This window comes from Synechococcus sp. O70.1 (assembly GCF_047462215.1).
Classification (GTDB): domain Bacteria; phylum Cyanobacteriota; class Cyanobacteriia; order Thermostichales; family Thermostichaceae; genus Thermostichus.
On record NZ_JANSIT010000009.1, the window covers coordinates 86,020 to 97,406 of the forward strand.

Sequence of the window (11,387 nt, forward strand, 5' to 3'; positions counted from 1 at the left end):
CAGAAAGTTCGCCCTCTGGCGCTAGGGCGAAGGCCGGCAAGAGTGCAGCTTTTAGCTTTCCTCTTCCAAAATGCGGGGCACCTTGAAGAACATGTCGACGCGGTCGGGGGCGTTAGCTAGGATCCCCTCGACATTGGCGTAGGGCTCCACCTCATCGGGGCGAGTGGGCAGCTCGATATCGAGGACATGGAAAGTAGGCTCTACGCCTTCAGTGTCCAGCTCTTTAAGCTGTTCTACGTAGGCCAGAATATCTGCTAGCTGCTGGGTAAACTGGATTTCCTCTTCCTCAGTGAGCTCTAGCCGCGCCAGGTGAGCGACGTGGCGTACTTCTTCGCGGGTCAGCATTGCTTCCTTGGCCCTATGGGCTACCGATGAGTTTACCTTAGCCAGACCTCAAAAGAGCTCCAGGTTGGCACGCCCTGTGGTTTTGAGCCAGTTTTGGGCCTCGATGTAGTTGTTGGGGGCAATGCGAATGGCACGGATCCAGTATCGGGCAGCTTCGTCAAATAGGGCCTCAGCCGTTTCTTCATCCCCAGCTTGCAGACTCTGCTCACCTTTGTGGTGCAGCAAAACGGCAATGTTGTTGAGGGCAGAGCAGAGGCGGGGGTTGAGCTCTAGGGCCTGGTGGTAGTACTCCAGGGCCTTGTCCAGGTTTCCAGTGCTTTGGTAAATCAGGCCCATGTTGTAGAGGATGTAGCTGCGGTCTTGGTCGTCCTTCTCTAAAGCCAAAGCCTCGCGGTAGTTTTCTAGGGCCTCGGCATATTCCCCTTCGCTTTGGGCCGCCATGCCGTCTCGGTAGTAGGCAAAGGCTTTCTTCTCCTCCGAACTCACCCCCGGCAGCAACTTGAGGATTAGATCAGCCAGGACAGTGAAGGTTTTGTCGATGAAGTTGTCGTTCTTCATGCCGCGGGGCATGGTTGACCTCCCCTAGGGTGCCTCTTCTTTGCGTTGTACCACGCCCACAAAACCCCTAGGTTGAGCTTTGCCCAGAAGAGGCCGAGCGGCGCTTGCTTAGGCGCACCGGGTGCCACTGTACGGTTTCACCAGGGGAGACTTCCAGTTCACAAGTAGTGTCGATGAGCCGTTGCGCCTGGGCTTGGGGAGTGGGGTAGCGGGCCAGATCCGCATCCACCAGCTGGGGATGTTCTTGAAGCAGCCGCACGAGGAACTCCTGCAATTCCTCAGAGCTGAGAAATTGCTCTGGCAGGCCCGGGATCAGCAGCACGTAGTGATTGGCAGCGCGGAGCGGTTCGGGTTGGGGGTCTGACATATGAGTGTCAGGGAGTGTCAGGAAGGGCTAGGACTCTCTTGGTATCCTGAAAAAGACTGTCTTGGCTTTTGTCTGCGGTCTTGTTTGAGAGTGCTATGGCCAAGCCGCGCACCTTTTCCGGCATTCAGCCCTCTGGTGAGCTGCACCTGGGCAATTACCTAGGGGCGATTAAAAACTGGGTGGCCGACCAGGAGCACTACGAGAACTTCTTTTGCATTGTGGATCAGCACGCGGTCACTGTGCCCCAGGATCCCAAGCTGTTGAGGGAGCGCACCCGTTCCCTGTTTGCCCTTTATTTGGCCTGTGGCCTCAAGCTGGAGTATTGTGTGCTGTTTGTGCAGTCCCATGTGCCTGCCCATACGGAGCTGGCCTGGCTGTTTGCCACCATCACCCCCATGAACTGGGCGGAGCGCATGATTCAGTACAAGGAAAAGAAAGAAAAACAGGGAGAGGAGACAAGTGTTGGCCTGTTTAGCTACCCCATTCTGCAGGCGGCGGACATTCTCCTCTACCAGCCCAAGTACGTGCCCGTGGGGGAGGATCAGCGGCAGCATATTGAGCTATGTCGGGACATTGCCCGCCGCTTTAATGACCGCTTTGGACAGACCTTTGTCATCCCTGAGGCATTCATTCGTCCGCAAGGGGCGCGGATCATGAGCTTGACCGATGGCACCCGCAAGATGTCCAAGTCGGATCCCTCCGAGTTCAGCCGCATCCACCTGCTGGACAGTCCGGATGCCATTCGCAAAAAGATTCAAAAAGCCAAGACCGACTCCATCCGAGGCATTACCTTTGACGACCCGGCCCGCCCAGAGGCCCACAATTTGCTGACGATCTACATGCTCACCTCCGGCAAGAGCAAGGAGGAGGTAGCGGCTGAATGTGCCGGGATGGGATGGGCGCAGTTCAAACCCCTGCTTGCCGACAGCATTATCGCCACTCTAGAGCCCATTCAAAAGCGCTACCAGGAGCTCTGGAGTGAGCCTGGCTACCTCCACGAGCTAATGCGGGAAAATGCCGCCAAGGCCCGTGCCGTGGCCGAGCAAACCCTCCAAAAGGTGCGAGATGCAATGGGGTTTCTGAGCCTTGAGGGATCCCTCACTTAGACTGCCCCTCGCGAACTTCTACAGGACTAGTGGCAAGACCCAGACCCAGATCGGCCAGGATCCCTTTCCAAACCAGAGGCAAGCGCTCCTGCCATTTTTGCCGGTGGTTGATCACGTACACGCAGAGTAGGGTAACGCCTACGCCCACCCACTGCTGCGGGGTGAGGGTCTCGCCCAGGAGGGTGCTGCCGAAGAAAAGGGCAAACACGGGGGTGAGAAAGGTTAGGGAGCTGAACTCGGTGAGATTTTCCTGGGAGGCGAAGTAGAAGAAGAGGGCATAGGCCACAGCGCTTCCCATCACCGAGGCATAAAGTAGATCCAGCCAATGGATGCCGCTTAGGTGCTGCCACTGCTCGCTTTCTGTCAGCGCCGAAAGCAGGATCAAGGGCAGGCTACCCAGCACCATGTGCCAGCCGGTTGCCAACACGGGATCCGCCACCTCTGCCACCTTGGGCATCATCACGGTGCCGATGGCCATTGACAGCGAAGCCAGCAACATCCAGCCAACGCCAGCTCCTAGCTGCAGGGATCCCCCCCCTCCAAGGCCAATAAGGCCGATGCCGAAAACTCCTAGCCCCAAGCTCAGCCAGCCCAGCACCCCCAGCCGCTCCCCGTAAAACCAGGTGGCCAGCAGGGCTACCACCAGGGGCTGCGAGTCAATTAGCACAGATCCCAAGCCGGCGCCGGTTTCCTGCAGCCCTTGGGCCAAAAATCCCTGAAAACAGGTGGCGTCCACCAGGGCAAAGGCCAAGACCCACAGCCAGCCCTGCAGTCCCTGGGGATGCCAGGGCTGAGACGCTCCGGAGGCCCGCCCCTGCCAGATCCGGAAGGCCAAAACCAGGATCCCGGCCGGCAACAGCCTCAGAATGGCAATGAAGAGCGGAGTGGTCTCAGAGAGGGCATCTCGCATCGCCACCATTGCCGAACCCCAAAGGAAAAACGGGGCAATCATCAGCAGGCGTTGCCAGATAGGCTGAGATAACTTGTTGGATTGAGCCATGGGCGCTTCAAACTTGACAACAGAAGTCAACCCCATGTTAAGCGCTGCGGCAACCTAGTTACAAACCTTAACTATGGGATCCCTGGAGGGCTTTCTCAATCTGGATAAGCCGGCAGGGCTCACCTCCCACGACTGCGTGGCAGCAGTGCGGCGAACCTTGCGCACCCGCCAGGTGGGACATGGGGGCACCCTGGATCCGGCGGCAACGGGAGTTTTGCCCATCGCCGTGGGGCGGGCGACGCGCTTTTTGGCGTTTTTGCCAGGAGACAAGGTCTACCGGGCAACCTTTCGCTTTGGGCAGCGCAGCGACACTGACGATGCCGAGGGGCAGGTGGAGGTGGGATCCCCTTGTCCAGAGCTAAGTCGCGAGCAGGTGGAGGAATGTCTGCGGGAGTTTGTCGGCGAGATCTGGCAGGTGCCGCCTCTTTACAGCGCCATCAAACGGCAGGGGAAAAAGCTTTATGAACTGGCGCGGGCGGGGGCAAAGGCCTCAGAGCTAGGGCTAGAGCCGCGGCGGGTGGTGATTCGGCACCTGCAGATCCTGGACTGGCGTCCCGGCGAGTTTCCGGAAGTGGATCTGGAGATTGCCTGTGGCCCCGGCACCTACATCCGTGCCCTTGCCCGCGATGTGGGGGAAAAGCTTGGCTGTGGCGGCTTGATGAGCCAGCTGCGGCGGCTGCAAAGTGGCCCTTTTCGCCTTGAAGAGAGTTGGCCGCTAGAGGTGTGGCAGGGATCTGCCAATCCTGCTGCTGCCCTGCTGCCCATTGAGTGGGGCTTTGCCAGCTGGGAGTCAGTTTCTCTGTCACCCTCAGACAGCCGACGCTGGCAGCAAGGTCAGGCCATTCCTCTGGATCCCGCTCAGGCCACTGCCGAGACCCTGCGGGTGAAAAGCCACCAGGGAGAGTTTTTGGGGTTGGGACAACGCCAGGGCAGATTGCTCAAGCCGCTGCGGGTGCTGTTGCCGGATTCCTGATTTCCCTGTCGGGGAAAAACCTCCGGTGTGGTAGACTGCGTGAGAGCCAACCAGGAGCGGAGAACGCCTCAGAGGCTGCGGCTTGCTTGCTGGGAGCAGTTGAAGACGTTTTTCTCAACCTAGCCTTTTAAGACGCCACAAATAAGACGCCACAAAAACGGAGTTGGGGATATGCGCGATGCCATAACCACCCTGATCAAAACCTACGACCTGACAGGCCGCTACCTGGATCGGGATGCCATGGACGCTCTTAGGGCCTTTTACGATTCGGGGTTGCGGCGCATCAAAGCTGTGCAGGTCATCAACCTCAACTCGGTGGACATTGTCAAGACGGCGGCGGCAGCCTTGTTCGCCGAGGTGCCGGAGCTGATCCGCCCAGGGGGCAACGCCTACACTACCCGCCGCTATGTCACCTGCCTGCGGGATATGGACTACTTCCTGCGCTATGCCTCCTACGCCCTGGTGGCTGGCGACAACAGCATTTTGGACGAGCGCGTTTTGGCCGGTCTGCGAGAGACCTACAACTCCCTTGGCGTGCCGATTGCTCCAACCGTCATCGGGATCCAAAACATGAAGCGGCGCACCCTAGAGCTGCTTGGCACCGACGAGGACTACAGCTTTGTAGCCGAGCCCTTCGACTACCTGAGTGCCAAACTCAGCGAAACCGATATCTAGCCTCATAGAGAGGGCAGGAATCTTCCCGGATCCCTTGCTTTGGTGGGGGTACGTTACCATCGTGGTAGCGCGCTAAGGATCTCCCGGGAAGGGAAAGAGCGGCCGTGGGGCGCGGCCCGAAGCCTTGTCCTAACTTTCCAGGAAGGCACGGCGTCGTTGAACCCAAGCGCGAAGGTCGCCCTTTGCATGTCCCTCACAGCCTCCCTCGCTGGGGGCAGAAGGGGAGCAGTTGGTGGACTCAAGCCAGAGGCAGCGAAAACATGAAAGCTGTTGTCATGAACGTGCCCGGCGGGCCGGAGGTCTTGCAACTCCAGGAAGTGCCCGATCCCCAGATCCGCGGCGAGCGAGAGCTGCTTGTTCGTCTCAAGGCTGCTGGCGTCAACCCCATCGACACTAAGCTGCGGCGGCGAGGTACCTTCTACCCAGAAGAGATGCCGGCCATCTTGGGGTGTGACGGGGCTGGCGTTGTGGAAGCGGTGGGATCCGGGGTGCGGCAGTTTCGGGTTGGCGACGAGGTCTACTTCTGCTATGGCGGCCTGGGCAAGCAACCGGGGAACTATGCTGAGCTGATTGTGGTCGATGAGCGCTTTGTGGCTCCCAAGCCCAGAACCCTTAGCTTTGCCGAAGCTGCTGCGGCTCCCCTAGTGTTGATCACTGCCTGGGAGGCCCTCTACGAGCGAGGGCGGCTGCAGGCTGGCCAAAAGGTGCTCATCCACGCCGGCGCCGGAGGGGTAGGTCATGTGGCCATTCAACTAGCCCGTCTGCGGGCCTGCGAGGTGGCCACTACGGTGAGCACGCCAGAAAAGGCTGAGTTCGTTCGTTCTCTGGGAGCCAACCTGCCCATCTTCTACCGCCAGACTGACTTTGTGCGGGCTGTCTTAGACTGGACGGCTGGGGAAGGAGTGGATCTGGCGCTGGATACCCTGGGCGGCCCAGTACTGGAGCAGACCTTTCCGGCTGTGCGTGTGTACGGCGATCTCGTCACGCTGCTGGCGCCTGCTCCGGAGACCGATTGGCGGGTGGCCCGTGACCGCAACCTACGGGTAGGCTTTGAGCTGATGCTCACGCCGATGCTGAAGAATCTTGTTGCTGCCCAGCAACATCAGGCAGAGATTCTCAGGCAGTGCGCTCGCCTCATCGACCAAGGCCAACTACGTATCCGTCTCAGCCACACCTTTCCTTTGGCCGAAGCGGCTGCTGCCCACCGCTTGCTGGAGCAGGGATCCGTTCTCGGCAAAATTGCCTTAACCATTCCCGATTAGGCTGGCTAAGGGAGGCCCTGCCCATCTCCGCCCATGGCTGATCCACTTACCCCTCACCTGCTGGAGAACGAGAGCTTCTATGAGAACGCCCTCTGCTGGCTGGGGCGGCCGCAGACGGTCTATCGGCTGCTGAGCGAAGCGGTTTTCCCGCCGATTTCCTCGTGGGTGCGGGGAGAAGTGGATAGCCGTTCTTTTAACCACTGGCAGCCGGAAGACGTGCGCACCTTTCTCTACCCGGTGGTGGCCCTAGGAGACGAGGAGACGCTTGTCCTTGCCAGCGAGGCTCTCCTACTTTGCGGCATCGGCACCTACTACAATCCCTGCGACCTGGCAATTGTGGTGTTCGTGCAGCAGCCCCAAGAGCTGTTTAGCCAACTGATGCAACGCATCCGCCGCACCGAAGCCATCATCACCCGCGGGCCAGAAGTGCGCATGCTTTCGGAACAGGTGAGCCTGGCCAAGCAAGGACAAGACTACATCAACACCAAATACTTGGTCTGGCCCTACGCCCTTTCTGCTGCCGCTCAAGAGACTCTGGTTAAGCAAGGGATCAGCATTATTCGCCTTTCACCCCCAGAGGCTGCTTTGCCCTTTGGAGGCTAAGCGAAAATAGGGATCTCTTATCCCCAGTTTTCTATGGCCAGTGCCCACCTGCCGCCCCTCATTCAAGCAATGTTGGAGCCGGGGTTTTACCCCCATCCGGTGCGGGAGCCGATCCAGCTTCTCCAAACCCACATCTCCTATGTTCTCCTGACGGGCGACTATGCCTACAAAGTAAAGAAGCCCGTGGACTTTGGCTTTCTAAACTTCACCACGCTGGAGCGGCGGCGCCACTTTTGCCAAGAAGAGCTGCGCCTAAACCAGCGCGGGGCGCCGGGGCTTTACCTCCAGGTGTTGCCCATTGGGCAAACCCAAGGCCGGTTTCAGCTTGGCGGCAGTGGCGAGCCGGTGGAGTACACCCTTAAAATGCGGCAGTTTCCCCAAGAGCAACTCTTCAGCAACCTCCTCGAGCGGGGGGAGCTGACGCCAGCCTTGATGGAGGAGCTGGGGCGGGTGGTGGCAGCCTTTCACGCCCAGGCTGAGACCAACGACTACATCCGCAGCTTTGGCCGGCCAGAGCGGGTACGGGAGGCCTTTGACGAAAATTACGCCCAAACCCAGCGCTACGTGGGCGGTCCCCAGACGGCTGAGCAGTATCAGGAGACCCAAGCCTACACGGAGCGCTTTTTTGCCGAGCGGCAGGAGCTGTTTTACCAGAGGATGGCCCAAGACCGCATCCGCGAAGGCCACGGGGATCTGCATCTTGGCAACCTCTGTTGGTGGGAAGGCCAGATCTTGCTGTTTGATTGCATCGAGTTCAACGAGGCTTTCCGCTTTGTGGATACGATGTACGACGTATCCTATGCAGTGATGGATCTGGACGCCCGCCACCGTTCTGATCTGGGCAACGCCTACTTAAACACCTATCTGGAAGAAACGGGTGACTGGGAAGGACTGAAGATCTTGCCCATTTACCTCAATCGCCAGGCCTATGTGCGGGCCAAGGTTACCTCTTTTCTGCTGGACGATCCTGCCGCTGCGGAAGCTGACAAAGCCGATGCCTTCCACACTGCCGCCCGCTACTACCGACTGGCCTGGGAATACACGCTTCCCAAACAGGGACAGTTGTTTTTGATGGCTGGCCTCTCGGGAGCGGGCAAAAGTACAGTGGCCCGGTACCTAGCCCGGCAACGGGGAGCCATTCACATCCGCTCCGATGCCGTGCGCAAGCACTTGGCCGGGATCCCTCTGCGGCAGCGGGGGGGGTCGGAGGTGTACACGCCAGAGATGACCGAGAAGACCTACCGCCGCCTGGTGCAATTGGGGGTGGAGTTGGCCCGAGAGGGTTATAGCGTAATTCTCGACGCCAAGTTTGACCGGCAAGCGCTGCGGGGCATGGCCATTGAACAGGCCCAAAAGTGCGGGATTCCCTTGCGCATCCTCCACTGTTACGCCCCTGCACCTGTCCTCCGTGAGCGTCTGCAACGGCGTATGGCCGCAGGTACAGTCGAGGGAGGAAACCTAGCCGACATTGCCGATGCCACTGCCGATCTCCTTGCCCAGCAGCAGGCGCAGTGGCAGGATTTTTCCGAGGGGGAACGGTCTTACTTGACGGTGTTGGACACCAGTCAAGATTGGCAAGCGCAACTGCAGGAGATCACCAGTGAGCGAGGTAACGGCTAAGGATTTGCACTTGATGCCGTTGTTTGAAGGCTTTTCCCCCGAGGTGCTCGAGCCGCTAGCCCGTCAGATGGCGCTGCGCTCCCATGCCGTCAACCAGGCCATCGTGTTGCAAAACGACTGGGGCAGTACCGTCTATTTCATCCTAGAGGGTTGGGTCAAGATTCGCACTCACGACACGGAGGGGCGGGAGATTACCCTCACCATTCTCGGCCCAGGCGAGATCTTCGGAGAGATGGCCGCTTTGGATGAGGCGCCTCGTTCCAGCGATGTGGTTGCCTTAACACCGACCAAGGTTTGTTCTCTGTCGGCCCAGCATTTTCTAGCTTTCTTGGCTGCCAATGCCCAGGCTGGCATTCGCCTTGCCCAGCTCATGTCCCGCCGTCTGCGGCAGCTTAACCGGCGGCTGCAGTTGCGCGAGGCCAGCAGTGTTGCCCGCGTGGCCGATATTCTCCTCTTCTTGGCCGAATCTCGGGGCTGGGTCAGCCGCAGCGGTGTGGAAATCCCCAACTTACCCCATCGGGAGCTGAGTAGCTTAAGCGGCTTAGCTAGGGAGACCGTTACCCGCGTTCTCTCCAAGCTAGAACGAAAGGAGTTGATCCGCCGGGATCGCAGCCGCAACATCCTCTGTATTCCGCAGCTGGAGGCCCTGGAAAAGCTCCTTGGCTAAACTAGGGCGCTACCTGTTGCCAAAGACCTCCTGAGCACCCTAAAATAGGGGCTACGGAAAGCCGGGATAGCTCAGTTGGTAGAGCAGAGGACTGAAAATCCTCGTGTCACCAGTTCGAATCTGGTTCCTGGCATCCTATCTTGTTTTCCTGAGCTTTTCGAGATAGGTCCACACCCTAGGTTGGGAGCTTGCTGGCGCTGGCAAGTTGGCCACCAGGCAGCCCCCCTAGTTTTCGCGGCGCACAACACTTTCATGCCAGTGGCCCAGGATTTTGTCGGACAGGGCGCTCAAGGCCACAAAGATTAGGATCCCCAGGCCAGTCAGCAGCACCAGAGCCGCAAACATGCGGGGCACCTGTAAGTTAAAGCTGGAGATCAAAATCTGGTAGGCGATCCCGGCCCGCTCCCCGCCGCTACCTGCAACAAACTCGGCCACCACTGCTCCAATGAGAGAAAGGCCACCGCTGATGCGCAAGCCCCCGAGGAAATAGGGCAGGGCGCTGGGCAGGCGCAGGTAGATCAGAGTTTGCCAGCGATTGGCCTTGTACAGTTGAAACAGGTTGAGCAGGTTGTGATCGACGCTGTTTAACCCCAGGGTAGTGTTGGAGAGAATGGGGAAGAAGGCAACAATCCAGGCGCAGACCACCATGGCCGCAAAGGTGTTGTTGCGCAGCCAGATGATAATGAGTGGCGCGATGGAAATGATGGGCGTTGTCTGCAAAACCACCGCATAGGGGAAAAGGCTGCGCTCAATCCATTTGCTCTGGCTAAACAAAACGGCCAGCAACAGCCCAGAGATGGCAGCCAAGAGGAAAGCCACCACGGTAACCTGCAAGGTAACCAGCAGCGAAGGAAAAAGGGATCCCCACTCCTTCACCAGGGTTCTGGCCACCAAAACCGGCCCCGGCAACAAGTAAGGGGGAACCCCTGTCAGCCGCACCGCCACCTCCCAAAGCCCCAGAAAGAGGAGGCCGACGATCCCAGGGGCAATCACATCTGGATTGAGCCACCTGCCCAGATCCAACCGCTGGGGAGAAGTCGGCAGGCCAGAGCCAGCTACCTCAGCCTCACCGCGGGGGCCAGGCCTGAGTTTTTCTTTCACCCCACCGCCCAGAGCCCCAGTCGACCCATGCCAAGACCAGTGCTCCGGCAGGACAGGCAGGGATCCCAGCCGGCGATCCAGGAACTGGAAAAGGAAGGCAAGGAGATCCACCATAGAAAAAAGCAGGCATCCTGTCAGCGCAACCGTTCAACCGAGAGAGGAGGCAGGTAAGGCTCCTGAGTCGTGCTACCCATAGCTTCGCGCAAACGGGCTGCCACCTCCCGACAGTAGTCGTTGTAAAGGGGCGAGGTGCGAAAGTCTTCTGAACGAGGATAGGGAGCATCGATGGGGATATCCGCCACTACTCGCCCCGGACGAGCCGCCATGACCACGACACGGTTGGAGAGGTAGACGGCCTCGTAAATGCTGTGGGTAACAAAGATTACCGTCCACCGCTGCTCCTGCCACAGCTCCAGCAGCTCACTGTTTAATTTGCTGCGGGTGATCTCGTCCAAAGCTCCAAACGGCTCGTCCATGAGCAGCACCTGGGGCTGGGTGACGAGGGCGCGGGCAATGGAAACGCGCATGCGCATCCCCCCTGAGAGCTCGCGGGGAAAACTGCGCTCAAACCCTTGCAAGCCCACCTGGCGCAGCGCCTGCAATACCTTGGGCTCCGCTGTCTCCCTAGGCTCGCCCGCCAACTTCAGCGGCAAGCGCACATTCTCCATCACCGTGGCCCAGGGCAGGAGGGCTGGCTCCTGGAAGACAAAAGCCAACTTGGGTTCCACCGGGCGGCTGGGGAGGTTTTGCTGGCAGTGGCCCCCCCACTCAATAGAGCCACTGGTCAACTGCCCTAGGCCGGCAATTAGCCGGAGCACTGTGCTTTTCCCACAGCCAGAGGGCCCCACCAAGCTGACAAACTGCCCCTCTGGAATGGCTAGGCTCATATCCTGCAAGGCCACTGTGCCGTTGGCATAGACCTTGCTGACGTGGTTGAGAAGAATCATCGGGGCAGGCATGGCTTACTTTTCCCGGCTCAGGGATCGGCGAGGGAGCGCTAAACTAATCGTACCCCTGCCGCCGCCGCAACTTGTTGACATACTCCCCGCCCTAAAGGGCATTCGCGACAGCGGGCCGTAGGCCGGGGATTCTCGTTCTTGGTTCCACGAG

Annotated in this window: 13 protein-coding genes and 1 tRNA gene; 8 read left to right on the forward strand and 6 right to left on the reverse strand. The window is 59.3% G+C overall.

Annotated elements, in window-relative coordinates; translation table 11 throughout:
• Positions 1-51: 51 nt before the first annotated feature.
• From gatC to NW833_RS07195, 3 genes are read right to left on the reverse strand one after another with little or no spacing between them, the layout of a single operon-like run.
• Positions 52-345, reverse strand: coding sequence for an Asp-tRNA(Asn)/Glu-tRNA(Gln) amidotransferase subunit GatC (gatC, locus tag NW833_RS07185; protein ID WP_414396802.1), 294 nt, complete (start codon positions 343-345; stop codon positions 52-54).
• A gap of 48 nt (positions 346-393) precedes the next feature.
• Complete coding sequence (locus NW833_RS07190; RefSeq protein ID WP_414412014.1) at positions 394-915, reverse strand: photosystem I assembly protein Ycf3; 522 nt, start codon at positions 913-915, stop codon at positions 394-396.
• A gap of 55 nt (positions 916-970) precedes the next feature.
• Positions 971-1,270, reverse strand: coding sequence for a chlororespiratory reduction protein 7 (locus NW833_RS07195; protein ID WP_414412015.1), 300 nt, complete (start codon positions 1,268-1,270; stop codon positions 971-973).
• Between the two features lie 95 nt (positions 1,271-1,365).
• Between NW833_RS07195 and trpS the strand changes: the two genes are divergently transcribed.
• Entirely contained in the window at positions 1,366-2,376 is a 1,011-nt protein-coding gene (gene trpS, locus NW833_RS07200) for a tryptophan--tRNA ligase (RefSeq protein WP_414412016.1), read from the forward strand.
• Here trpS and NW833_RS07205 read toward each other — a convergent pair.
• On the reverse strand, positions 2,369-3,376 hold the full coding sequence (locus tag NW833_RS07205) for a DMT family transporter (protein ID WP_414412017.1): 1,008 nt from the start codon (positions 3,374-3,376) through the stop codon (positions 2,369-2,371). The two genes, trpS and NW833_RS07205, sit on opposite strands and share 8 nt — an antisense overlap.
• A 73-nt stretch (positions 3,377-3,449) precedes the next feature.
• Here NW833_RS07205 and truB point away from each other — a divergent pair, with 73 nt between their 5' ends.
• The 7 genes from truB to NW833_RS07240 all read left to right on the forward strand — a co-directional run bounded on the left by truB (position 3,450) and on the right by NW833_RS07240 (position 9,309).
• Entirely contained in the window at positions 3,450-4,349 is a 900-nt protein-coding gene (truB, locus tag NW833_RS07210; RefSeq protein WP_414410068.1) for a tRNA pseudouridine(55) synthase TruB, read from the forward strand.
• 171 nt (positions 4,350-4,520) lie between these two features.
• Positions 4,521-5,024 carry an allophycocyanin subunit beta gene (gene apcB, locus NW833_RS07215; protein ID WP_414412018.1) on the forward strand — a complete coding sequence of 168 codons (504 nt, stop codon included), beginning with the start codon at positions 4,521-4,523 and terminating at the stop codon, positions 5,022-5,024.
• Between the two features lie 260 nt (positions 5,025-5,284).
• A complete protein-coding gene (locus tag NW833_RS07220) occupies positions 5,285-6,286 on the forward strand; it encodes a zinc-dependent alcohol dehydrogenase family protein (RefSeq protein ID WP_414396815.1) in 1,002 nt (333 codons plus the stop codon).
• 33 nt (positions 6,287-6,319) lie between these two features.
• Positions 6,320-6,889: a hypothetical protein gene (locus tag NW833_RS07225; RefSeq protein WP_414412019.1), complete on the forward strand. Its 570-nt coding sequence runs from the start codon at positions 6,320-6,322 to the stop codon at positions 6,887-6,889.
• Between the two features lie 33 nt (positions 6,890-6,922).
• Positions 6,923-8,509, forward strand: a complete 1,587-nt coding sequence (locus NW833_RS07230) for an AAA family ATPase (protein ID WP_414412020.1) — start codon at positions 6,923-6,925, stop codon at positions 8,507-8,509.
• A gap of 13 nt (positions 8,510-8,522) precedes the next feature.
• On the forward strand, positions 8,523-9,176 hold the full coding sequence (locus NW833_RS07235; protein WP_414405059.1) for a Crp/Fnr family transcriptional regulator: 654 nt from the start codon (positions 8,523-8,525) through the stop codon (positions 9,174-9,176).
• A gap of 60 nt (positions 9,177-9,236) precedes the next feature.
• Positions 9,237-9,309: transfer RNA gene (locus NW833_RS07240), tRNA-Phe, on the forward strand.
• 92 nt (positions 9,310-9,401) lie between these two features.
• Here NW833_RS07240 and NW833_RS07245 read toward each other — a convergent pair.
• Together NW833_RS07245 and NW833_RS07250 are read right to left on the reverse strand one after the other, a co-directional pair.
• On the reverse strand, positions 9,402-10,391 hold the full coding sequence (locus NW833_RS07245; protein WP_414412021.1) for an ABC transporter permease: 990 nt from the start codon (positions 10,389-10,391) through the stop codon (positions 9,402-9,404).
• A gap of 20 nt (positions 10,392-10,411) precedes the next feature.
• A complete protein-coding gene (locus NW833_RS07250) occupies positions 10,412-11,236 on the reverse strand; it encodes an ABC transporter ATP-binding protein (protein WP_414412022.1) in 825 nt (274 codons plus the stop codon).
• Positions 11,237-11,387: the final 151 nt, after the last annotated feature.